This is a genomic window from Candidatus Acetatifactor stercoripullorum (assembly GCF_944382095.1).
In the GTDB taxonomy this organism is placed as follows: domain Bacteria; phylum Bacillota; class Clostridia; order Lachnospirales; family Lachnospiraceae; genus Acetatifactor; species Acetatifactor stercoripullorum.
Genome location: NZ_CALWMU010000046.1, coordinates 1 through 22,331, shown reverse-complemented (window position 1 = coordinate 22,331; position 22,331 = coordinate 1). Strand labels below are relative to the sequence as shown.

The following is a 22,331-nucleotide window of genomic DNA, read 5'->3' as shown; positions in this document are numbered from 1 at the left end:
TTTGACAAGTGCGGCATTGCGCTGTATCAAAATGAAAGTCTTGATCTTGATCATTATTATCAAGAACCGTATCAGGATGAGGGCGATGAAATCAAAGTAATCGGAGAACCGTTTGAAACGGACAAGTCTAAGAAAATACGAAAATATGATGTTGTAATTGAAGATGAATAAACAAAAGCCGCGACCATCCATATTGCTGAATGGTCGCGATCTTTTCTATTCCGTTTTCTCCATCAAGTCCCCCACCGCACAGCACAGCACCTTTGCCAGCACGACAAGATACTCCGCCTGAGCCTTGTTGATGTTCTTCTGCCGTTGCTCGTATTGCTGGATAGTGCGCACCGGAACACCGGACAAATCTGCAAGATCGCGTTGACTTAAACCGGCTTTCTGCCGCAGAAGTTTAAGATTTGTTTCCGGTTTCGCCGCTTTATACATTGCATTCACCTTATCGGCGAACTGACGAATATCCATTTCATGATAGGGCTGGTAAAGAGCCACCATGTCTTTGATGGGAACATACCGCACGATCTCCGAAAAGCTCATGGATGTTTCCCACTGATAATATGCTAATGCCCAGCCCGTCCAAAATTCCTCGCTTCGTGAGGCGGTGTAGTTCGGTTTGATGCGTTCGGTTTCCACGCCGGATTGCTCAAGCACCTCATAAGCAAGCTCCACACCGGACATACCAACAATAACAGTGAAATCGCCGGTTTCAAAGCGTTTCGCAACGCCGGACTTGATGAACAGATCGAAAAATTCAGCAATATCGTATTTGAGATCATACACCGCAAAGTCCAGCATACGACCAAGGGCAGTGCGGGCTTTGCCAAGATAAACCTTATCGTAAGCGCGGATCATCAGGCATCATCTCCTCATCCATAATTTGTGTGATATATAAATCGCCGCGTTGACGGCGATTTCGCTCCACGCTGAAATACTCGCGGCGAGCGGTCTTGTCGCGCAGCATTTTTTTTGCGTACCATTCGCTGCTTTCGGCGACCTCGCTACCGACAAACTTGATTCGATCAAATGCCGTCTTACTCTTAAGAACAAACTGCTGACCGAGCTTGCCAAGATACATTGCATTGTTAAGCTGACGGTATGAAATCGTACCATTTATGAAATCCTGTGCAAACGAAAAATAGCTGTCATCGGCGCGATAGCCAATGATCGCGTCGTAGCTCTCGTAATCGACGGAAAAATTGGCAAGCAGATATTCCTTCGCCTCCAATGCCAGACCGGAGGGAACATCAAACTCACGGTTTTGCAACAGCACGGTAAGCCAATGCAAGATGCAGTATTCAGGCGCATTCAGTTCAAGGATCCGCAGACCGTCACACTCGATTTCATAGCAGTTGGCATAGCCGTCCTGATCCTTGCCGACCCCCCATTCCTTTGCCATCTCAAGGCTGTCGGTGCAATAAAAGCCGAGACCATAATCGTTGTAAGGCTTACCGTATCCAAATAAAGGCTTCTCAATGATATTTGAGGAACCGTGATAGATTTCTTTGATCATGGGCATATCATCTCCTTTTTTCATATACATTATACTCCTAAAGGAGTATAATGTCAACGCAGTATGAAGAAACTCAGAAAAAACTTGATTTTCGACCTTTATTCTGACAGCAAATCCATCCTATCTATCTAATCAGCCACCAGCCGCGGATCTGGTGCATCTTATTGTAGGAGCAGTGATTGATAGATGGAAATTTATCAAGATAGTATTTGATTATTTTGTAGTTACTTCTTTAGTGTTTAATTGCGTTGGCTTTTCTAATAACGGACATGCCATACTCGATGTGCTAAAAACTCAGCCCTCGGAGTGTGGCACTTAATGTTTGATAGGTTTCTGACCGCCGTAGCATTGCTTTATGTTTTGCTATTCTTTATCCGAGGTTGTCGTTGAAGTTTTTTGGGGAATATATTATAGTAGAGAAAGAAGCCAAGGGTTTGTGTCAGTGCTGCCGCCGCAAACCTGGCATATGGAGAGGGCGGCGCAGAAACGAGGAGAAATATGAGGGAAAAGGAAGAGATCAGCACACAGGATGTGGATGCCTTGATCGCCTTGCTGGACGGCTATGCGGCTGCTGAGGGGAGCAGACTGAAGCTGGAGGTGGTGGAAGGGGCGGGAGAAGTGATTTCCCGCAGTTACCATCACGGACGCTGTGATGTGGGAAGTCCGTGGGCCAGAGGGGAGGCTTTTGATGTTTTGGAAGAGGAAGCAGATTAACTGGAAGCCCCAGATAACCGCCAGCTTGAAAATAGCTGCTGCAGCAGTGATATCCATCGGGCTTGCAGGAGAGCTCGGACTGAAATATTCCGCTACGGCAGGCATTATTACGGTTTTGAGTATCCGTAATACCAAGCGGGAAACCTTAAAAAGCGCAGTTAACAGAGGGCTTGCTTTCTTGTGTGCCCTGGCGCTTTCGGCGGTGTGCTTTGCATTGCTTGACTACACGCTGTGGGCTTTTGCAGTTTATCTGCTGCTGTTTGCCTTTCTATGCCTGTGTCTTGGCTGGGGAGAGGCCATTGCCATGGATTCTGTATTGATCACCCATTTTCTGGGAGAGAGGTCCATGGCGCCGGCAATGCTTTGCAACGAGGTCCTTCTGTTTGTAATCGGCGCAGCGATGGGCATTTTGGTGAATCTGCATCTTCACAGAAAGGAGGGAGAATTTACACGTCTGGCGGATGAAGTGGATGGGCAGATCAAGAGAATTCTGCACCGCATGTCTTTATGGCTTCCCAAGGAGGACAAAAGCGCTTATGACGGGGACTGCTTTGAAAAGCTGGAGAAGGCGCTGGAGAAGGCAAAGCTCTGCGCAGCGTCCAATTATAACAATGCGTTATTTGACAGAGACAGCTCTGAGCTGGATTACATCCGGATGCGCGAACAGCAGAGCGTTCTGCTGAAAGAGATATATGCCAATATCAAAGCCATTGCTTATCTGCCAAAACAGGCAAGGCAGGTGGCGGAGCTGATAGGAGAGATTGAGCGGGACTATCACAAGGAAAACACAGTGGAAGGACTGATTGACAGTCTGGATGAGCTGCTGCTTGAGATGAAGGGGCAGAAGCTGCCCGAAAGCAGAGAGGAATTTGAGGCCAGAGCTATTTTGTTTTATATTTTGATGCAGCTGAAAAACCTGCTGGAATTGAAAAGGGAGTTTGTTTTAAACAAAATTAATGATGCGCAGAAAAATGCGCAGGAATGAGGTGAGGTATGGCGAGATTTGTACAGGATCTGGCGTTAAATAAGCCGGACGATTTTGTGTATTTTATTATGAATGATTATTTGCAGAAAAATGGTTTTGTTATGTCCGACTGGAAAGGGGAACCCGCATACAAGGCGGGAGATGGGGTGATGGAGGGCTACAAATATTTAAAGTGGTCTTACGGAAACGGAATGTTTCATCTGGAGGCATGGCTTAGGGGAAGCTTCGGCGGAGAAATGGATTTGGACGGCTTTGTGGGCTGTCTTATGAAAAAGCCATATAAGGCCAATATCATGGAGCTTTTGAGCGTTTTGCAGCAGCCCCTTCCCCAGCAGCCTGTTTCTGCAGGAAATCAAGCTCAGGGAGGAGAGCAGGCTCAGGAGGCGGCTGCCCAGGGAGGTCAGGCACCTTTCCAGAACGGTCCCATGCCAAACGTGATTCCGGTAAAAACCGTAGATCACTACAAGGCGGCGCAGACTGCTCTGATATTGGGCATTTTATCTATCGTGATCGGCCTCTTTATTCCCCTGGCTGGAATCATTCTCTCCTGTATTGGCTTTTCCAGGGCTAGGATGGGGCAGTCCTCCAGCAAGGCAGACATGGCAAAGGCCGGGAAAATCTGCTGCATTGTGGGAATCGCGCTGAGCGCAGGAATATGGCTGCTGAATCTATTTTTGTCGGTGCTGCAGGTGGCCCTGTTATAAAACAAGACGGATACCGGGGCAGAGATGAAGCTTGACAAAACCGATGCCATGCACTACAATCACATACATAATGAAAAGACTGTGAAGAGGGTTAGTACGGACGGGAAGCTTCCCAGAGAGAAGACGTGGCATGGAAAATGCGGCTGAGAGGTCTTTAAGCGGAGGGTCCGGAACCTGCCTTGGAGTCCTGTATGAAAATGCAGCGTAAGCCGGCGTTAACGGCGAAAAGCCGGATGCAGTCTGCATCAATTAGGGTGGTACCGCCGAGCCTTCGGTCCCTTTCAGGGACTGAAGGCTGTTTTTTTCGCGAATGAGCAGAGCCTGAAAGCCGAGCGGGCGCCTGCCATGCCAGCATGAGCAGGAGGACACCCTTTGGGACTAATAGGTAATTGCGAAACTCGCCCCTGGTATCAGAAACTGGGCGTAATAACCAAAATAAGGGTGACTAGCCACTGCTTCGGAACCCGTTTTTGGTTATTATGACCAGGTTCGTGACTTTGCCAGCGAGTTTTGCAAATGCCTATTTGGGGCTAAAAAAGAGAGGAGAAAAAAGATGGCAGAAAAGAAGATGGTTGAGGCGATCACTTCCATGGATGTGGATTTCGCCCAGTGGTACACGGATGTGGTTAAAAAAGCGGAGCTGGTGGGGTATACCAGCGTAAAGGGCTGTATGGTGATTAAGCCTGCAGGCTACGCGATCTGGGAGCTGATTCAGAAGCAGCTGGACGAAAGATTTAAAGAGGCTGGTGTAGAAAATGTGTATCTGCCCATGTTTATTCCCGAGTCCCTCCTGCAGAAGGAGAAGGATCATGTGGAGGGCTTTGCGCCGGAGGTGGCCTGGGTCACTCACGGAGGAATGAACAAGCTGCAGGAACGGCTTTGCGTGCGCCCCACCTCGGAAACTCTTTTCTGTGATTTTTACAAAAATGATATTCAATCCTATCGTGATCTTCCCAGGGTTTATAATCAGTGGTGCTCGGTGGTGCGCTGGGAAAAGGAGACCAGGCCGTTTCTGCGCTCCCGTGAGTTTCTCTGGCAGGAGGGCCATACGGCTCATGCCACCGGAGAAGAGGCACAGGAGAGGACGCTTAAGATGCTGAACATCTACGCGCAATTTTGCGAGGAGGTGCTGGCAATCCCTGTGATCAAGGGACAAAAGACCGATAAGGAGAAGTTTGCGGGAGCAGTTTCGACCTACACCATAGAAGCGCTGATGCACGACGGGAAGGCACTGCAGTCCGGCACCAGCCACAACTTCGGGGACGGCTTTGCCAGGGCATTTGGCATTCAGTTTGCAGACAAGGACAATACGTTAAAGTATGTGCATCAAACCTCCTGGGGAATGTCCACCAGACTGCTGGGCGCTTTGATCATGGTGCATGGGGACAACGAGGGCCTTGTGCTGCCTCCCAGAGTTGCGCCCATACAGGTATGTATTATTCCCATTCAGCAGAAAAAGGAGGGCGTGCTGGACAAGGCATATGAATTACGAGACCGTCTGAAGGGAAGCTTCCGGGTAAAGGTTGACGACTCTGAGAAAACCCCGGGCTGGAAATTTGCGGAAGCGGAGATGAGGGGGTATCCTATCCGGGTGGAAATCGGCCCTAAGGATATGGAGGCCGGAAGGTGTGTGATCTGCCGCCGGGATACCAGAGAGAAAATAGAGGTTTCCCTGGATGAGCTGGAGACAAAGACGGCCCAGATGCTGGAGACCATACAGAGAGAAATGCTGGAAAGGGCAAGAGAGCATAGAGATTCTCATACCTATTGCGCAGCGAATATGGAGGAATTTGAAAAAATTTTTAACGAGAAATCCGGCTTTGTAAAAGCAATGTGGTGCGGCAGTAAAGAGTGTGAGGACAAGATCAAAGAGAAGTTAAGTGTCACCAGCCGCTGTATGCCTTTTGAGCAGGAGCATATCGCCGATACCTGCGTCTGCTGCGGAAGGCCGGCAAAGAAAATGGTTTACTGGGGAAGAGCTTATTGATATAATAGGCGTTTGCGAAACTCACTGACAAAGTCACGAATCTGGTCATAATAACCAAAAACGGGTTCCGAAGCAGTGGCTAGTCACCCTTATTTTGGTTATTACGCCCAGCTTCTGATACCAGAGAGCGAGTTTCGCAATCTTGATTAAAAAAAGGGTGAATTCGTACAGAGTACGAATTCAGGAATGAAATGTGGATGATCGGACATTTTAGGCGCACTTTAATAAACCTCTGGCTTTATAGAGTTGGCAAGCCCTAAGCTGTGAAAGATTTTAAACTTCTGATATGCTGGCGCTGATTTATTTTATCAGCTACGACTACGGTTAATAGCTGTGATATTCCAGCTAAAAGTAAATCAGCATGAATGGTTTTCTCATTTGTGGTTTTGCGGTTAGCAACACAGAAGCTGTCTTTGAAATGGTTGATTGATTTTTCAGCATTTACTCTGATTTTATATGTTTCCTCCCACTCCTTTGAACCGCGTTCGACACCAGGATACGCTCTTAGATTTTTTTCGGGATAAACATATATCATTCTTCCGCAGGAAGATGTTGTGCAAGGATTATCACAATGGCATATTCGTCGTTTTGATCTATCTTCCTTGTTGTATTCCCATTTCATCTTGGGACATACGAATTTCATGGTTGGAAGCTTACTTTTTAAGTGCGACTTACTGCCTTCACGTTTCATAGGAAGTGACGAGTCGTGAGGACAGCAGGGTATACCATTTTCATTGAAGGTGTAATCCACATTATCCAATGAAAGCTTTACCTTTAAAGGGATAAATGCCTTTTGAAATTTAAAATCTTCAAATAAGGATTTATAGATTTCAATCGTATCAAAGGCTGCATCACCAAGAAATATCTTAGGATTGATAAGAGGATGCCGTTCTTTGAAATCTTTAAGGGCAGGAATTAAGGCTTTCGAATCGGCAAGTGATTTGTCTTCATCAGGAGATTTTGATTTCTTTTCAACAATGATGCCGGGGTGGGAATCAAGATAATCCTTGTTATAAAAATCAATAGAACGAACAATGCCAAGTCCATTGGTTATAATGCCAAATTTGTAAGCATAGCAAAAATGACCATTCACATACTGCTGCTTTACTTCATGGTCAGCAGTGGCGGATGCAGGCATAGAGGAATAGGCTGCTTTGTAAGGGTCATAAGAATCGTCTAAGTTATGAGATTTTGCATAAGCTTTAAGCTGTTTGAACATACGGTTGGCATATTTAGGATTGTTTTCGGTAACATATGCTTCAATACCGGAAGTATCAAACAGAAGCATGGAAGAAAGATTTTCATCAATGTCTTGGCATATCGGTTCAGTGGCATCTACGAGATTGTCAAAAACGGATTGTAAGTCTTCTAAAAAGTCCTGTTTAAATCGAGTAATTTTAGAAGCATCAGGAACTTTAGTAAAACCACAGAATTCTCTCAAGTGTCTGGAATAATGGAGAAAGATTAGCAGGAGAGAATCTGCTGGAATAGAAAAGAGGCGCTGGATAATCAAAGCCCAAAGCATGGCATTCAAGGGATATTTACGATTTCTGCCAGTGGATGCGTAGTAATGATATTTAAAGGAAATCGGAACAATTTCATCTAGGTCGATGTGGTTTTCAAGAAGAGTAAGAAACTGAGGTTTGTCGGATTCAAAAATTTCCTGACAATCTTCAAAAATATCTGCCAAAGTGAGCTGCTTTTGTGTTATCATAATAGTGTCTCCTTTCGGGATGTGATTTATGGTTTTCAGCAACTCCATTATACCACAAACCGTGAGGAGATTTTTATTTTTAGCAACAAAAGAATCCCGTATTTATGCGGGTTCTGGCGTTTCGCAAACGCCTAATTGATATAAAACAGGAAGGAGAGACAGCTATGCTTCATAACACATTTGAGATTCAGGTACAAGGGTCGCTGCCCTATGCAAGACTTATTACGTATATTCAGGAGGATTCGGATGCTATGGCGATCCGGGAAAGGCCTCTGATTTTGATCTGTCCGGGAGGGGGATATACCAGAACCTCCGACAGGGAAGCAGAGCCTGTTGCCTTAAAATTTCTGGCAATGGGATATCACGCCGCAGTGCTTCGGTATTCCTGTGCGCCTGCAGTATTTCCCACCTCTTTGCTGGAACTGGCATCGGCCATGGCGATGATTCGAAACAATGCAGAGCAGTGGCATGTGGACTCGGAAAAAATTATTGTTCAGGGCAGCTCTGCAGGCGGACATCTGGCGGCCAGCCTGGGCATGTTTTGGGATGAGGATTTTGTGGCCCAGGGCATCGGCCTGGGGGAGGCAGACCATGAACTGCTTCGTCCCAACGGCATGATTTTAAGCTATCCGGTGATCACCTCCGGAGAATTTGCCCACAGAGGTTCCTTTGAAAGCCTTCTGGGGGACAGGCAGGAAGAGCTTGGAGAGAAGCTTTCTCTGGAAAAACAGGTGAATGACAAGACGCCTCCGGCTTTTATCTGGCATACCTACACAGATCAGTCCGTACCGGTGGAAAATTCTCTGCTGCTGGTAAGCGCTTTGAGAAAGGCGGGAATTCCAACGGAGTTTCATATGTATCCCAGAGGCGAGCATGGACTTGCGCTGGCTAACCGCCTGACGCAGACAAACGATGGGCGTGGCATTCAGGAGGAATGTACCTCATGGATCGACCTTGCGCATACCTGGGTGGAGCATTTATTTGAATGATAAAACGGCAGAACCCCATTTTTAAGGAAAGATGGGCGTTCTGCCGTTTTATGCGTGATGGGGAAATTCCCGTTGGAGGATGGGGCAGCTCGTGTTATACTTGTAGCAGAGGCAGAAGAATAGAGGGTAAATAGATGAACTATATTGTGATGGATTTGGAGTGGAACCAAAGCAGTACGGGACAGGAGGCAGAGGCACAAAGGCTGCCCTTTGAAATCATTGAAATCGGCGCCATTCAATTAAATGACGGCTATGTCATGATCAGTCAGTTTAATGAACTGATTAAACCCCAGGTATATCACGAGCTGAATGAGGTTACGGGACAGCTGATGCACATGGAAATGGAGGAGCTGAACAGAGGAAAGCCCTTTTTTCAGGTGGTGGAGACATTCCTGAAATGGTGTGGAGAGCAGCCTTATCTTTTCTGCACTTGGGGCGTGCAGGATTTGACTGAGCTGCAGCGCAATATGAAATTTTATAATATGGCCCCATTGTCGGATGGCCCTATTGCCTTTTTGGATGTGCAGAAGCTGTTCGGAATTGCCTATGAGGACAGAAAGACGAAGCGTTCTCTGGAATATGCCATCGATTACCTGCAGATTGAGAAGGATATCCCCTTTCACCGGGCGTTCAGCGACGCTTATTATACGGCAAAAATTTTCTCTGTGCTGGCGGCAAAAAGTCCTGAACTTTTGCGCAATGTGTCTTATGATGTGTTCAATCCTCCAAGGGACCGCAAGCAGGAGATTAAGACGCAGTTTGACACCTATATGAAGTATATTTCCCGGCAGTTTGACGACAGGGAGGAGATGATGGCCGACAGGGAGGTCAGCTCCAGCAAATGTTATCTCTGCCACAGGAATCTTCGGAAAAAGCTGAAATGGTTTTCGGCTAACGGCAGACATTATTATTGTGTTGCCTATTGTGAAAAGCACGGATACCTGAAGGGGAAAATCAGAGTGCGGAAAACGGATGAGGGAAAATATTATGCTGTGAAAACCACAAAGTTTATTACAAAGGAAGAGGCGGACGCCATAGCGCTTCGGAGAGATCACATTAGAGAGCTGCGGCGCAAGCACAGGCATAAGGGAGAGGGGAAAGCTTGAAGAATGGTAAAAAGAAATAGATAGTTATTTTGCCGAAAACTAAATTCAGGGATTATGGCATTAGTCATAATCCCTGAATTTGATAGGATGTCTTTTTTTGCTGCGCCGCTTGGCATCCCGGATTTGAGCCTGTCTCCTTTTCTGAAGGCTCTTGTTTACATTCTGGGGACGCCTGCGGTGTTTTTTCTTGCTGCGCCGCCAGGCAAAGCGAGTGTTTCTGTGGGAAAAATGATAATTTTTAAAAAAGGACCGCAAAAACAGCAGAAGGAAAATGAGGGCTGCTAAGCCTGCAATTCCCAGGATGACCTTTATAATGTTGATGAAAACAAAGGAGGTCTGCTGGGAATCCTCTCCTTCGGCGGACTGGGTATTGTTTCCAAAGGAATAGGTATCTTCCTGCACGGCAGCAAAATCCAGGGAGGCAGAGCCGATAAAAACATCGTGGTAGGTATAGGTAATCACAGCAGCCTGATTTTCCTCCTGCGTTTCATAGGAAATGGAGGAAACCGTATCCTCAAAGTCTGCCGTCTTGGGAAGGACGATATAATCATCCTGATTCAGGGTAAGCAGAGGCTGGGAGCTGCCGAAAATATCATTTTCACTGTAAAAAAATCCGGCGTCATCAATGCTGTACTTTGTTTCTGTCTGTGAAATGTTCACTTTTTCAAAGTTGCTGAAGCCGTACTCAAACAAAGAAATGGTATCCTCGTACTGCAAGGGGCTTTCATCCTTTAAAACCACACAGATCAGCTTCAGACCATTTCGTTCTGCGCAGGACACCAGACAGCTTCTGGCCACGGAGGTGAAGCCTGTCTTTGCCCCCGCCAGATCCTCATAGGCATATTCCCCTCCCTGAAGCATTTCGTTGGAGCTGGACTCCACGATGTTGTCCGGCTGCTTGTCTGAAGGAGGGATGCGGAGCATGGTAGTGGTGGAAATATTGCAAAGCATCTCATTGTCGAAAAAGGCCCGGCCGATCTGGGCCAGATCATAGGCGCTGGTGTAGTGGTTTTCATCGGGCAGGCCGTTGGGGTTTACAAAATTGGAATCCACACAGCCCAGCTCCCTGGCTCTTTCATTCATTTTTTGGGCAAAGGCCTCTGTGGTGCCGCTGATGTGCTCTGCCACTGCATTGGAAACCTCATTGGCGGAACGGATCAGGATGGCGTTGAGGCACTGCTCCATGGTCAGCTCTTCGCCCTCGTCGATTGCGATATGGTTGCTGCTTCTGTCAATGCTGAATACGGCGTTGTGAGAAAAGGTCACAATTTCATCCAAGCTGCATTCCTCTGCCGCAATCAGCGTAGTGAGAATTTTGGTGGTGCTGGCGGGATACTCTTTCTCGTGTATATTTTTGGCGTATAAAACCGCCCCGGTGCCCGCCTCTATGAGAATGGCGGACTCTGCGCTGACGGTGGGGCCCGTGGGCCAGTTTTCAACGGTATTGGACTGTACCTCCATAGCCCGCTGGGCGGCAAGGCGCGCCTCTATTTCATCCTCGGCAAAGGCCGGCAGGCTTTGTGCAAAAAAAAGACCTGCGGCAAGGGAGCAGAGGAGAGATCGTTTTATGATGAGAAAAAAATTGCTGCGTTTTATTTTCATGAACAAATCCTTCCGGAAACTGTAAAATCAACATTCTTTGGTCTGTAGATTATCATACACCATTTTCAGGGAAAACCAAAGTAAAAATATATATGGAAATATCGTTCATAATTGACAATATCTTCCGGATAAAGTACATTGATAAGTGTGAAGGAGAAGCATTATGAGATTACGTAATATTACCGGCTCCAGAGAGGTGATTGCCCAAAGCCCTTATGTGGTGAAGGAGGCCGTGCTTGAAAAGTGTCCCGGCACCTGGCATGCTCTGTTTGGCAATTCCAATCCCATTTATATTGAAATAGGTATGGGAAAGGGCAGATTTATTCATACTATGGCTAAGGAGCATCCGGACATCAATTTTGTTGGAATAGAAAAATATTCCAGCGTATTGCTCCGGGCCATTCAAAAAATGGAAGAGGAGGAGCTCCCCAACCTGAAATTTATACGGATGGATGCGGAGGACATTGCCAAGGTATTCGGCCCCGGAGAGGTGGACAGAATCTATCTGAATTTTTCCGATCCCTGGCCCAAGGACCGTCATGCAAAACGCCGCCTGCCTTCCCGTGAATTCCTGGGGCGTTATGATGTGATTTTAAAACGAGAAGGCCGCCTGGAATTTAAAACAGATAATCGGGACTTATTCGATTTTGCGGTGGAGGAGCTTGAACCCGCAGGATGGAAAGCCCAGGCGATTACCTACGACCTGCACCGGGACGAGGCCCTTATGCAGGGAAACGTGATGACGGAGTATGAGGAAAGATTTTCCGCTATGGGAAACGCCATCTGTAAATATATTATTTATAGATGAGAATAAGGAGGAGACTATGGAATACACATTTACAACTGCGAATTTTGAACAAGAGGTATTGAAATCAGAACTGCCTGTTCTGGTGGATTTTTATGCGGATTGGTGCAATCCCTGCAAGATGATGGCGCCTGTGGTGGAGGCGCTGGCGAAGGAGCTTGCAGGCAAGTGTAAGGTGGGAAAATGCAACATTGATGAGAACCTTCCCATTGCCCAGAAATATCGTGTGGCCAGCATTCCCACCTTTATTGTGTTTAAGAATGGACAGCCCGCCAAAACCGTTATGGGAGCAATGCCGGCCCAGGAGCTGCGCAGTCAGGTGGAACAGGCGCTGTAGGATGCGGATGAGGGGAAGGGATATCTATGAGCGGCCACGAAAAGAATGAAAAAAGTGAAAGCAGGCAAAGCACAACCCAGGAGCTTACAGAGGAGGGCCGAAAGGTCCTCGGCAGCTTCCTGGGGGCTTTTCTCTATGCGGCAGGCATCAACCTGTTTGCAGTGCCTGCCGGGCTTTATACCGGCGGTGTTATGGGTATCTGTCAGGTAATCCGTACCCTGCTGATGGAATACCTGCACTTGGATTTTGGCCAGGTGGATATAGCGGGAATTATCTATTATGTGGTAAATATTCCTATTTTTTTATTGGCCTACAAACGGCTGGGAAGAAAATTTTTCTTTAAGACCCTGGCCACGGTGACTGCGTCCACACTCTTTTTGTCCCTGATCCCAGCGGCAGCACTTGTGCAGGATACCATGGCCGCCTGCGTGGTGGGAGGCATTGTGTCCGGCGCAGGAGTGGGAATCATTCTGCGCATGGGGTCCTCCGGCGGCGGAATGGATGTGATTGGTGTTTTGCTGATCAAGAGGAAACGGGATTTCAGCGTGGGAAGGCTGGGCCTTTTGGTCAATCTTGTGCTGTACGGGGCCTGCTTTTTTCTGTTTGATGTGGGAATTGTTGTATATTCCGTTATTTTTGCAGCGGTGTATTCTGTGGCAATGGACCGGGTGCATATCCAGAACATTAATGTGGAGGTCAATATTATCACCAAGGCAGATACTGTCTCGCTGGAGCGGGAGGTGTTTGAGGAATTGGGGAGAGGCATCACCAAATGGGACGCTTTGGGAGCCTATACCCATGAGAAGTCTCATGTTTTGTATGTGATGCTTTCAAAATATGAGGTGAACCGCCTCCGGGCGATTGTCCATAAGTATGACGAGCAGGCGTTTATAGTGGTGAATGAAGGCGTCAGTGTGGACGGCAACTATCTGAAGAAGCTGTAAGGGGGGAGAGCTATGGGAAAAAGAATGTGGGTACTGTTTTTGCTTGCGGCGTTTCTGCTCACGGCCTGCGGCAGTGAAGAAAGGGCTGAGACAAGGGATGTGAAGGAAGCCTTTGTGGAAATGTTTTTTACCTCGGATTATCAAAACCGTTACAGCAGCATGAGCCAGGAAGCAGACTGGGCTGAAGAATATTATCAGGACTTTTCTGAAGTTGTCACACAAGAATGCCTGGAACAGATGATTGCCAACAGAGAGCCGTTTAAATATGACAAGCTGGCAGAAGAAAACGGCGAGAAGATCACAGTGGAATCGGTATCCTTTTCTGTATATGATCAGGAAAATAAGGTGTATACCTTTGAGGCCGTTTTGAAAAGTACAGGAGGCGCCAGCAAAACCTGCCAGGTGAGCGGACAGATCACGCTGCAGGAGGAAGAGGGGAAGGAAAAAGTTTCTCATCTTTACATTGGCTCTTATGAGGAAACGGAATAGGGAAATATGTGCGTCAATCGTTTGCTTTGTGCAGGAGCCTGAGTTTATAGGCGTGTATTTTGGCCGCATATTTGCTGGTCATGATCACACCCACGACCATTATTCCCAGTGTAATGCCCAGGCATAAGCCGCCTGCAAAGTTATCTGCGTTATCGGTAAAAAACAGTATCATATAGATAACTGCAGCGATAAGACCTGCGATAAACAGCAAGTGCATGTGCTTTGTTAATTTCCTTTTTTCTTCATTACTGTAATCGGCAACCTTTAACACGGTTTCTTCCAATTCTCTATCCATTTTTTCAACCTTTCTTTCACCGTCTAATAACTCACGAAGGTCCACATTAAAGTAATCGGCCATTTCCATAAGAATGTCTAAATCCGGCAGATTATTTCCGGTTTCCCATCTTGAAACAGTCCTGCGGGAAACGCTGAATTTTTCTGCCAGCTGTTCCTGCGTAAATCCCATTTCTCTGCGAAGCTCTTTGATAAAGCTCCCTGTTTTTAGCTGATCCACGGCTTTTAACCTCCTTTCAAGGATAGCATACTGCTTGACGTATCTTATTTACAGGACACAAAACGCGCAATTTTCCAAATTTATATATGAGACACGGCGTGTCTGCCGGGGACCGGTCAGGTAAATGTATTTCTAACAGATGACAGTTTTTTAAACAATCAAAATTTAACATATCTCTGATTTCTGCTGTTAGGTTTATCGGGAATAGTCATACGGATAAGATTCCTATCTATTGCCGGGCGCAGATAATTTCTGCGGAAGCCTTCCTTAGACTTTAAATCCAGTTTTTCCATAAGTGCTTTACTTGTGTAAGGAACATCGTACTCCATGACATGAAGCAGCTTTTTGATATATTCTGAAAGCTGTTCATTATCTTCACTGCTTTGAATGGAAATATCATACAGAATTTTATCAATCTGTGACAGCATGAATTCAATAAAAATTGTAGATGCCCCATCTGTATGACATTTGGCTATTGCATTGTAATATTCGTCTTGAAACTTCGCAATCTGGCTTTCTATCGGAATATATTCAAATATCGGCTTCCACTTGGAAAGAATAGCAGTGTGCCATAATCTTGCCATTCTGCCGTTGCCATCAGAGAATGGATGGATAAAGACAAATTCATAATGGAATACACTGCTGAGAATCAGAGGATGAACGCTGTTCTTTTCCTTTTCCATCCAGTCAAAAAGGTTATTCATTAATTCTGGAACGAGTCGCGCAGGCGGCGCCATAAAAATACACTGATCACCGTTAAAAACACCTTCCTCACCTCGACGAAATACACCGGATTCTTCCACAACATATTTTGTCATAATGCCGTGGAATTGCTTTAGGTCTTTGATGCTATATGGATTTATTTCAGACAATCGTTCATAAGCGGCATAAGCATTTTTGACTTCCTGAATTTCTCTTTGTTCTCCCAGTACGGTTTTCCCGTTGATAACATCCCTGACCTGCCCCAAAGAGAGCGAATTCGCTTCAATTTTAAGGGAAGAGTGGATGGACTTGATGCGGTTGTTTTTCCTCAGATGTGGTTTTGCTTCCAAATTGATGGTTGCCGTAATGCGCCCAAGCTTTTCTGAAATAGAAGAAACATACGATAAAATTTCATTTGTAATTGTAAAAGGCGGTTTGTGATTTTCCATAAAGATACCTCTGTTTACTTGCGTATTAACTTGCATACTTTCTTCCTGTATTATACATCAAGATGCGAAGATTTCAATGCTGATATATGAAAAAGCTGGTTTTTGTTATTGTTCCCAATTGCTAATTTTCTGAAAATATTATAATATACTCATATAAAATGTGAAATTAAATTTTTTCAAAACGATAACAGAATTTAATGTATTATGAATTAAGAAAATTTAGGGGGTTTTTGTGAAAAAGGGATTTATCATTACAATATTTGTCTTTGCTGCTGCACTTTTGGCCGGGGTATTTTTCTTTTGGAGAGGCGAACCGCTGAAAATGCCAAATCAGGAAGAAATTATAAAAATTCAGCTGGATACAGTGAAAATTGAGCCGGCAGCGTTTGGAGAGGAAAAGCTGGCAGCACTGCTGGAGGAAATGGAAGCTGTTCGCCCGCTGAATCTGTTTGAGAAGCTGGGAGTGCCGCGATCTGAGAGCTATTATGTCCTGTCCTTCCTTTATCAGGATGGCGCCAGGGAGCTGTTTTACTTTTTTCTGAAGGACAATCTCTGGTATCTGCAGACAGAAGATAAAAGGGTGTATAAGGGCGCAGATTTCATTGAAGAATATACCCAGGCTTATGAAATTGTGACCAGGGACTGGGAGACGGAAAGCATATTTATGGAAGTGCCTGACAAGGAGCTTTTGGAATATGGTGTGGAAACAGGATTTGATCTCAGGTATCAGACAGCCTGTCTTGTAAGCGATGGCATGGAGAATGGACTGTCCCGGGAGGAGGCCTTTGCAAGTGCATATCATGAGCTTGCGTCTGTGTGGATATTATATCAGTATGCCGTGGAGGAGGGCTTTGAGGTGTCTGAGGAGGATTATGCCCGGTATCTGGACAGAAGGCTTTCAGAGGTAAAGGAACAGGAAAACTATGAAGAAATGCAGCAGGTCTTTAAAGAAGCTGGAACTGCGCTTGGGCAGATGCAGGAGGAGGCGGCTGCTGCCTGTGATGATTTTCTGGACAATAGAAAGAATAAAAAAAGTCTGCTGGAAGCAAAGAGGGCGCGCAAAATCATGATTTTGCGGCGCCCTCTTTTTGCGTGCGCCTAGCGGCGCACGTTTCTCTGTTTATTTTCCATGCTTATTCTTTAAAGCGGCGGCAATAAATCCCTTAAACAGGGGATGGGGCCTGTTGGGACGGGATTTCAGCTCGGGATGTCCCTGGGTGGCCACAAAGAAGGGATGCTCTGTGAGCTCGCACATTTCCACGATACGTCCGTCGGGCGAGGTGCCGGAAAGGCGCAGGCCGTGCTCCGTGAGCACACTGCGGAAATCGTTGTTCACCTCGTAGCGGTGGCGGTGTCTTTCGTATATGGTTTCCTCCCCGTATAATTCGTAAGCCTTAGAGGCCTTGTCCAGCACACATGGATAGGCTCCCAGCCTTAAGGTGCCGCCGATATCCTCAACCCCGTTCTGGTCCGGCATCAGGGCGATCACCGGATGGGTGGTGGAAGGGTTCAGCTCTACGCTGTGGGCGTCGCTAAAGCCAACTACATTGCGGGCGTATTCCACGATAGTCAGCTGCATGCCAAGGCACAGGCCCAGGAAAGGCTTATTGTGGGTTCTGGCGTACTGGATGGCGATAATTTTCCCCTCGATGCCCCGGGAGCCGAAGCCGCCGGGCACAAGAATCCCGTTGCAGTCTCCCAAAAGCTCCTCAGCGTTTTCCTCGGTGACAGTCTCTGAGTCGATCCATTTGATGTTCACTGTGGTGTGATTGGTGATTCCTCCGTGCTTTAAAGCCTCCACCACACTGATGTAGGCGTCGTGCAGGGATACATACTTTCCAACCAGAGCGATCTTTACCTCGTCTGTGGGATGGCGCAGGTCGTTTACCATAGTGGTCCAATCCGTAAGATCGGGCTCGGGACATTCCAGGTGCAGGCATTCGCAGGCAACCTGGGCCAGATGCTCCTTTTCCATGGCAAGGGGGGCCTCATAGAGATATTCCACATCCAGGTTCTGCAGCACACGGCTGCTGGGAACATTACAAAATAACGCAATTTTATCCTTGATTGCCTGGTTCAGGGCATGCTCGCTTCGGCAGACGATAATATCCGGCTGGATACCCATGCCCTGCAGGTCCTTTACGCTTGCCTGGGTGGGCTTCGTCTTCAGCTCCTGGGAGCATTTCAGGTAAGGAATCAGAGTAACGTGTATCAAAATAGCGTTCTCATGGCCCACCTCGTGCTGAAACTGACGGATGGATTCCAAAAAGGGCTGACTTTCAATATCGCCAACGGTTCCCCCTACCTCAATGATGGCGATGCGGGTGTCCGGGTCGGTAAAGTTGCGGTAAAAGCGGCTTTTGATTTCATTGGTGATGTGGGGAATCACCTGAACGGTGCCTCCGCCGTAGTCGCCTCTGCGTTCCTTCTGCAGAACGGACCAATATACCTTTCCTGTGGTCACATTGGAGTTTTTGTCCAGGCTTTCATCAATGAATCTCTCGTAATGTCCCAAATCCAGGTCTGTTTCCGCTCCGTCATCAGTGACGAATACCTCCCCGTGCTGAATGGGATTCATGGTGCCCGGATCGATATTGATATAAGGGTCAAATTTCTGCATGGTGACCTTATAGCCCCGGGCCTTCAAAAGCCTTCCCAGGGATGCGGCTGTGATACCCTTGCCCAGACCTGAGACAACGCCTCCTGTTACAAATACATATTTTACTGACATAGTGCGACCTCCTTCTCATGAATCATACTGTAAAAAAAGAGAAAGAGACCCCGCAGGGAGCCTCTTTGCTCAAAATTTTTCTTTCGTTATTATTTTATTAGTTGTGGTAAAGCCTCTGGGATTGATAATCCGGCTCGCAGGTGAGGTTTATGCCCAGCTTTCGGAATACATTCATATCCACCTGGGATAAAATAACACTGGAATGCACCTCAGAGCCCTTCAGATTCTTTAACTGCTCAATGGCCTTTTTGGCTTTGTCATCTGTGGCAGCACAAATGGAAAGGGCGATTAAAATTTCATCTGTGTGCAGCCTTGGGTTTTTATTGCCCAGATAGGTTACCTTCAAATCCTGAATGGGGCCAATGGCTGCGGGGGAAATTAACTGCACCTGATCCTCGATTCCCGCCAGAACCTTCAGCGCATTTAACAGCATTGCCGAGGAAGCGCCCAAAAGTGCGCTTGTCTTGCCGGTGATAATCTGTCCATTTGGAAGCTCTATGGCCGCTGCGGGCTCTCCGGTGGCCTCCGCCTTTACCTTTGCGGCGCTGACCACAGGCCTGTCCTCAATGGTGATGCCTGCCTGCTTCATTAAAAGCTCAAGCTTATAAATCTGTTCCTCGTCGGCGTTTCCCTGACGCTTTTGGCATAAAACGCTGTAATATCTGCGGATAATTTCCTGATTGGACGCCTGCCGTACTGCTTCATCGTCAATGATGCCGAAGCCCGCCATATTGACACCCATGTCGGTGGGTGACTTGTAGGGACATTTCCCCATGATCTTTTCAAAGGTTGCGCTGAGCACAGGAAAAATTTCCACATCCCTGTTATAATTTACGGTGGTTTCACCGTAGGCCTCCAAATGGAAGGGATCAATCATATTCACATCGTTTAAATCTGCCGTTGCAGCCTCATAAGCCAGATTCACAGGGTGCTTTAAAGGCAGATTCCAGACGGGGAAGGTTTCATATTTGGCGTAGCCCGCCTGAATGCCCCGCTTGTATTCATGATACAGCTGTGAAAGGCAGGTGGCCATTTTTCCGCTGCCGGGTCCCGGAGCGGTGACCACCACCAAAGACCTTGTGGTTTCAATATATTCGTTTCTCCCATAGCCCTCATCGCTTACGATAAAAGGAATGTTGGAGGGATAGCCGTCAATGGGATAATGACGGTAAACCTTCATGCCCAGAGATTCCAGTTTTTTCTGGTAGGCAATGGCGCTTGGCTGTCCGGCAAAGCGGGTGAGGCATACGCTTCCCACGTAAAGGCCGTATCCCCGAAAGGCGTCTATGAGCCGCAGCACATCCAGATCGTAGGTGATTCCCAAATCGGACCGAACCTTATTCTTTTCAATGTCTGCTGCGTTGATTACAATGACAATTTCAGCCTGATCCTTTAACTGGGCCAGCATATTGATTTTGCTGTCGGGCTTGAAGCCTGGCAGCACTCTGGAAGCATGATAGTCGTCAAAAAGCTTTCCGCCGAATTCCAGGTAGAGCTTTCCCCCAAAGGCGGAAATGCGCTCCTTGATTTTTTCGGACTGCATTTTGAGATAGATATCGTTATCGAAGCCAATTTTTCCCATTTGGTTCTCCAATCCTTTTGTAAAAAACATCTATTTGTTATCATACAAAAAAAATACTTTAAAATCAATGGCAAATGCTCTGGAATTTAAGAAAAGTTTTAGAGATACCCGTTTTTTTTCATATTTACGCTATTGATTTCTCAAAGGGTTCTCTCTATAATAGAAGAAGCTTACTGCTGAATATCGAAAATGAGCAGATTACTTTTTATAAAATGGTATAAACTAAAATCAGGAAATGGAGCTGCTATGGATAATCATATGAATCAATACGACAACGGAGGGGGCTACAATAACGGTCGTGGGAACGGACAAAATGGAAACGGCTCAAATGGCGGCGGGCAGCCGCCCAGAAAACCCAGTATACTGATGCTGGTGCTGGCCGGATTAAGCACGGTTCTCATCGTGTTTATGCTGTGGAACCTGCTGTTTGGCAGTTCTACGGGAACCCAGAGCGTAAGCTATACAGACTTTCTGCAGTATCTGAATGAGGACCAGGTGGAGGCTGTGCAGGTGCAGAGCACTGGGGTTATTATTTTCACCCTGAAGCAGCAGGAAAGCGCCAGCGAGGAGAATATGCCTCAAAACGGATACGCCTTTTATATGTCTCAGTTCCCGGTACAGTATTCCACTGTGCTGATGGAGGATCTGGATACACTGACTGCCCGGCTGGAGGAGCACGGTGTGGACGGCACCCGTGTGCTTTCCGACAATTCCGGCCGGATTATGGACATTTTGGTGTATGTGGTGCTGCCCGTGGTTCTGATGTGGATCCTTTTGGGCGTCATCTTCCGCAAGATGGGCGGAAGCGGCGGTCCCATGGGTGTGGGCAAGAGCAATGCCAAGGTCTATGTGCAGAAGGAGACAGGGGTAACCTTTAAGGATGTGGCAGGAGAGGATGAGGCAAAGGAATCTCTGGTAGAGGTGGTGGATTTTCTGCACAATCCGGGCAAATATTCCAAGATTGGTGCAAGACTGCCCAAGGGAGCGCTTCTGGTGGGCCCTCCCGGAACAGGTAAGACCCTGCTTGCCAAGGCGGTGGCTGGAGAAGCTCATGTTCCCTTTTTCTCCCTGACCGGTTCCGATTTTATAGAGCTTTATGTGGGCGTGGGCGCAAGCCGTGTTCGTGATTTGTTTAAGGAAGCCACCAAGAACGCGCCCTGCATTATCTTTATCGACGAGATCGATGCCATAGGCCGCAGCCGTGATTCCAAGTACGGCGGCGGAAACGAAGAGAGAGAGCAGACCTTAAATCAGCTTTTGTCTGAGATGGACGGCTTTGACAGCTCCAAGGGTATTTTGATTCTGGGTGCCACCAACAGACCGGAGATTTTGGACAAGGCCCTTCTGCGGCCGGGCCGTTTTGACCGCCGCATTATTGTGGATAAGCCGGATCTGAAGGGCCGCGTGGAGATATTGAAGGTACACTCCAAGGATGTAAAGATGGATGAGACGGTGGATCTGGATGCCATCGCCCTTGCCACCAGCGGCGCTGTTGGCTCCGATCTGGCCAATATGATCAACGAAGCCGCTATCAATGCAGTGAAGGAAGGCAGACAGTATGTAAACCAGCAGGATTTGTTCAACGCAGTAGAGCAGGTGCTGGTGGGCAAGGAAAAGAAGGATCGCATCATGAGCAAGGAGGAGAGAAAAATCGTCTCCTATCATGAGGTGGGACATGCGTTGATCAGCGCCCTTCAGAAAAATTCTGAGCCGGTGCAGAAAATTACCATTGTGCCTCGTACCATGGGAGCCCTGGGTTATGTGATGCACGTGCCGGAGGAGGAGAAATATCTCAATACGGAGGCGGAGCTTCGGGATATGCTTGTGGGTCTGGTAGGAGGCCGGGCGGCAGAGGAGATTGTCTTTGGAAACGTGACCACCGGAGCGGCCAACGATATAGAAAAAGCCACGGAGATTGCGCGCTCCATGATTACAAGATATGGAATGAGCAAGAAATTCGGACTGATGGGACTTGCAACCATAGAAAGCCAGTATCTGGAGGGCAGAGCGGCTTTAAACTGCAGCGATCAGACGGCGGCTGAGATCGACGCGGAGGTTGTGGAAATCTTAAAGGAGAGCTATGATAAGGCCCTTTCCCTGCTTCGGGAAAACAGAGAGCTTATGGATAAGCTGGCTGAATTCCTGATTGAGAAGGAAACCATTACAGGCAAGGAGTTTATGGAAATTTTCCGCCGGGAAAAGGGACTGCCTGAGCCGGAGGAAAAGAAATCCGGGGAAGAGGATGAGAAGTCTGTAAAGGAAGAGCAGAAGCAGCCAAAAGAGGAGCCGCAGGCTGCTCCTCAGGAAAAACAGCCGGAAATCCCTCAGGCGGCACAGCCTTCGGAGGAAGGCGGACAGGAGCCTGTAGAGGACACAAAACCGCAGGAGACAGATAAGCCGCAGGACAAGCAGGATCCGTCGGTAGGACTTTTTTCCGGCGGAAAAGTGGATTGATAAA

The 22,331-nt window shown here is 47.3% G+C and carries 19 protein-coding genes, 1 pseudogene and 1 other annotated feature; of the genes and pseudogenes, 12 read left to right on the top strand and 8 right to left on the bottom strand.

Features of this window, described 5'->3' with window-relative positions; all coding sequences use genetic code 11:
* Window positions 1–216: 216 nt before the first annotated feature.
* Together SHK35_RS12215 and SHK35_RS12210 are read right to left on the bottom strand one after the other, a co-directional pair.
* Window positions 217–861, bottom strand: a complete 645-nt coding sequence (locus SHK35_RS12215; protein ID WP_318709992.1) for a helix-turn-helix domain-containing protein — start codon at window positions 859–861, stop codon at window positions 217–219.
* Window positions 842–1,543, bottom strand: coding sequence for a DUF3990 domain-containing protein (locus SHK35_RS12210; RefSeq protein ID WP_318709991.1), 702 nt, complete (start codon window positions 1,541–1,543; stop codon window positions 842–844). The genes SHK35_RS12215 and SHK35_RS12210 overlap by 20 nt, the downstream gene beginning before the upstream one ends.
* Before the next feature lie 474 nt (window positions 1,544–2,017).
* Here SHK35_RS12210 and SHK35_RS12205 point away from each other — a divergent pair, with 474 nt between their 5' ends.
* The 4 genes from SHK35_RS12205 (at window position 2,018) to proS (ending at window position 5,909) form a co-directional block, all read left to right on the top strand.
* Window positions 2,018–2,233 carry a hypothetical protein gene (locus SHK35_RS12205; protein ID WP_318705001.1) on the top strand — a complete coding sequence of 72 codons (216 nt, stop codon included), beginning with the start codon at window positions 2,018–2,020 and terminating at the stop codon, window positions 2,231–2,233.
* Window positions 2,208–3,218 carry an aromatic acid exporter family protein gene (locus SHK35_RS12200; RefSeq protein WP_318709990.1) on the top strand — a complete coding sequence of 337 codons (1,011 nt, stop codon included), beginning with the start codon at window positions 2,208–2,210 and terminating at the stop codon, window positions 3,216–3,218. The genes SHK35_RS12205 and SHK35_RS12200 overlap by 26 nt, the downstream gene beginning before the upstream one ends.
* A gap of 8 nt (window positions 3,219–3,226) precedes the next feature.
* Window positions 3,227–3,922 (top strand): DUF4190 domain-containing protein, encoded by a 696-nt coding sequence (locus SHK35_RS12195; protein WP_318704999.1) that lies wholly within the window; start codon window positions 3,227–3,229, stop codon window positions 3,920–3,922.
* 72 nt (window positions 3,923–3,994) lie between these two features.
* Window positions 3,995–4,205 (top strand) — a binding site (T-box leader).
* A gap of 270 nt (window positions 4,206–4,475) precedes the next feature.
* Window positions 4,476–5,909: a proline--tRNA ligase gene (proS, locus tag SHK35_RS12190; protein WP_318709989.1), complete on the top strand. Its 1,434-nt coding sequence runs from the start codon at window positions 4,476–4,478 to the stop codon at window positions 5,907–5,909.
* A 345-nt stretch (window positions 5,910–6,254) separates the two neighbouring features.
* On the opposite strand, the pseudogene SHK35_RS12185 reads toward proS, so the two are convergent.
* Window positions 6,255–7,623: pseudogene (locus tag SHK35_RS12185) on the bottom strand (transposase).
* Window positions 7,624–7,787: 164 nt separating this feature from the next.
* Between SHK35_RS12185 and SHK35_RS12180 the strand changes: the two are divergent.
* Both SHK35_RS12180 and SHK35_RS12175 read left to right on the top strand, forming a co-directional pair.
* Window positions 7,788–8,612 (top strand): alpha/beta hydrolase, encoded by an 825-nt coding sequence (locus SHK35_RS12180; RefSeq protein ID WP_318709988.1) that lies wholly within the window; start codon window positions 7,788–7,790, stop codon window positions 8,610–8,612.
* A 134-nt stretch (window positions 8,613–8,746) separates the two neighbouring features.
* Window positions 8,747–9,718 (top strand): 3'-5' exonuclease, encoded by a 972-nt coding sequence (locus tag SHK35_RS12175; RefSeq protein WP_318709987.1) that lies wholly within the window; start codon window positions 8,747–8,749, stop codon window positions 9,716–9,718.
* A gap of 60 nt (window positions 9,719–9,778) precedes the next feature.
* Here the strand turns inward: SHK35_RS12175 and SHK35_RS12170 are convergent, their stop codons facing one another.
* Window positions 9,779–11,320 (bottom strand): D-alanyl-D-alanine carboxypeptidase family protein, encoded by a 1,542-nt coding sequence (locus SHK35_RS12170; protein ID WP_318709986.1) that lies wholly within the window; start codon window positions 11,318–11,320, stop codon window positions 9,779–9,781.
* A 163-nt stretch (window positions 11,321–11,483) separates the two neighbouring features.
* Between SHK35_RS12170 and trmB the strand changes: the two genes are divergently transcribed.
* The 4 genes from trmB to SHK35_RS12150 are packed head-to-tail and all read left to right on the top strand — an operon-like array spanning window position 11,484 to window position 13,895.
* Window positions 11,484–12,128 carry a tRNA (guanosine(46)-N7)-methyltransferase TrmB gene (gene trmB / locus SHK35_RS12165; RefSeq protein WP_318704994.1) on the top strand — a complete coding sequence of 215 codons (645 nt, stop codon included), beginning with the start codon at window positions 11,484–11,486 and terminating at the stop codon, window positions 12,126–12,128.
* Window positions 12,129–12,144: 16 nt separating this feature from the next.
* Window positions 12,145–12,462, top strand: coding sequence for a thioredoxin (gene trxA, locus SHK35_RS12160; RefSeq protein WP_318709985.1), 318 nt, complete (start codon window positions 12,145–12,147; stop codon window positions 12,460–12,462).
* A 26-nt stretch (window positions 12,463–12,488) separates the two neighbouring features.
* Window positions 12,489–13,406 (top strand): YitT family protein, encoded by a 918-nt coding sequence (locus SHK35_RS12155; RefSeq protein ID WP_318709983.1) that lies wholly within the window; start codon window positions 12,489–12,491, stop codon window positions 13,404–13,406.
* A 12-nt stretch (window positions 13,407–13,418) separates the two neighbouring features.
* The gene (locus SHK35_RS12150) at window positions 13,419–13,895 is read left to right on the top strand and encodes a hypothetical protein (RefSeq protein ID WP_318709982.1); all 477 of its coding nucleotides are present in this window, start codon (window positions 13,419–13,421) and stop codon (window positions 13,893–13,895) included.
* 13 nt (window positions 13,896–13,908) lie between these two features.
* On the opposite strand, the gene SHK35_RS12145 is transcribed toward SHK35_RS12150, so the two are convergent.
* Together SHK35_RS12145 and SHK35_RS12140 are read right to left on the bottom strand one after the other, a co-directional pair.
* Window positions 13,909–14,409 (bottom strand): helix-turn-helix transcriptional regulator, encoded by a 501-nt coding sequence (locus SHK35_RS12145; protein ID WP_318709981.1) that lies wholly within the window; start codon window positions 14,407–14,409, stop codon window positions 13,909–13,911.
* A 158-nt stretch (window positions 14,410–14,567) separates the two neighbouring features.
* Window positions 14,568–15,560, bottom strand: a complete 993-nt coding sequence (locus tag SHK35_RS12140) for a Fic family protein (RefSeq protein ID WP_318709980.1) — start codon at window positions 15,558–15,560, stop codon at window positions 14,568–14,570.
* Window positions 15,561–15,792: 232 nt separating this feature from the next.
* On the opposite strand from SHK35_RS12140, the gene SHK35_RS12135 reads away from it, so the two are divergent.
* Window positions 15,793–16,662, top strand: coding sequence for a hypothetical protein (locus SHK35_RS12135; protein ID WP_318709979.1), 870 nt, complete (start codon window positions 15,793–15,795; stop codon window positions 16,660–16,662).
* Window positions 16,663–16,680: 18 nt separating this feature from the next.
* Here the strand turns inward: SHK35_RS12135 and SHK35_RS12130 are convergent, their stop codons facing one another.
* Window positions 16,681–18,291 (bottom strand): CTP synthase, encoded by a 1,611-nt coding sequence (locus SHK35_RS12130; protein ID WP_318709977.1) that lies wholly within the window; start codon window positions 18,289–18,291, stop codon window positions 16,681–16,683.
* A 97-nt stretch (window positions 18,292–18,388) separates the two neighbouring features.
* Window positions 18,389–19,873, bottom strand: coding sequence for a DUF1846 domain-containing protein (locus SHK35_RS12125; protein WP_318704981.1), 1,485 nt, complete (start codon window positions 19,871–19,873; stop codon window positions 18,389–18,391).
* 258 nt (window positions 19,874–20,131) lie between these two features.
* Here SHK35_RS12125 and ftsH point away from each other — a divergent pair, with 258 nt between their 5' ends.
* Complete coding sequence (ftsH, locus tag SHK35_RS12120) at window positions 20,132–22,327, top strand: ATP-dependent zinc metalloprotease FtsH (protein ID WP_442867442.1); 2,196 nt, start codon at window positions 20,132–20,134, stop codon at window positions 22,325–22,327.
* Window positions 22,328–22,331: the final 4 nt, after the last annotated feature.

Coding starts and splice junctions, on each gene's coding strand:
- SHK35_RS12215 (WP_318709992.1), bottom strand. CDS start 861: ATGATCCGCGCTTACGATAAGGTTTATCTTGGCAAAGCCCGCACTGCC.
- SHK35_RS12210 (WP_318709991.1), bottom strand. CDS start 1,543: ATGAAAAAAGGAGATGATATGCCCATGATCAAAGAAATCTATCACGGT.
- SHK35_RS12205 (WP_318705001.1), top strand. CDS start 2,018: ATGAGGGAAAAGGAAGAGATCAGCACACAGGATGTGGATGCCTTGATC.
- SHK35_RS12200 (WP_318709990.1), top strand. CDS start 2,208: ATGTTTTGGAAGAGGAAGCAGATTAACTGGAAGCCCCAGATAACCGCC.
- SHK35_RS12195 (WP_318704999.1), top strand. CDS start 3,227: ATGGCGAGATTTGTACAGGATCTGGCGTTAAATAAGCCGGACGATTTT.
- proS (WP_318709989.1), top strand. CDS start 4,476: ATGGCAGAAAAGAAGATGGTTGAGGCGATCACTTCCATGGATGTGGAT.
- SHK35_RS12180 (WP_318709988.1), top strand. CDS start 7,788: ATGCTTCATAACACATTTGAGATTCAGGTACAAGGGTCGCTGCCCTAT.
- SHK35_RS12175 (WP_318709987.1), top strand. CDS start 8,747: ATGAACTATATTGTGATGGATTTGGAGTGGAACCAAAGCAGTACGGGA.
- SHK35_RS12170 (WP_318709986.1), bottom strand. CDS start 11,320: ATGAAAATAAAACGCAGCAATTTTTTTCTCATCATAAAACGATCTCTC.
- trmB (WP_318704994.1), top strand. CDS start 11,484: ATGAGATTACGTAATATTACCGGCTCCAGAGAGGTGATTGCCCAAAGC.
- trxA (WP_318709985.1), top strand. CDS start 12,145: ATGGAATACACATTTACAACTGCGAATTTTGAACAAGAGGTATTGAAA.
- SHK35_RS12155 (WP_318709983.1), top strand. CDS start 12,489: ATGAGCGGCCACGAAAAGAATGAAAAAAGTGAAAGCAGGCAAAGCACA.
- SHK35_RS12150 (WP_318709982.1), top strand. CDS start 13,419: ATGGGAAAAAGAATGTGGGTACTGTTTTTGCTTGCGGCGTTTCTGCTC.
- SHK35_RS12140 (WP_318709980.1), bottom strand. CDS start 15,560: ATGGAAAATCACAAACCGCCTTTTACAATTACAAATGAAATTTTATCG.
- SHK35_RS12130 (WP_318709977.1), bottom strand. CDS start 18,291: ATGTCAGTAAAATATGTATTTGTAACAGGAGGCGTTGTCTCAGGTCTG.
- SHK35_RS12125 (WP_318704981.1), bottom strand. CDS start 19,873: ATGGGAAAAATTGGCTTCGATAACGATATCTATCTCAAAATGCAGTCC.
- ftsH (WP_442867442.1), top strand. CDS start 20,132: ATGAATCAATACGACAACGGAGGGGGCTACAATAACGGTCGTGGGAAC.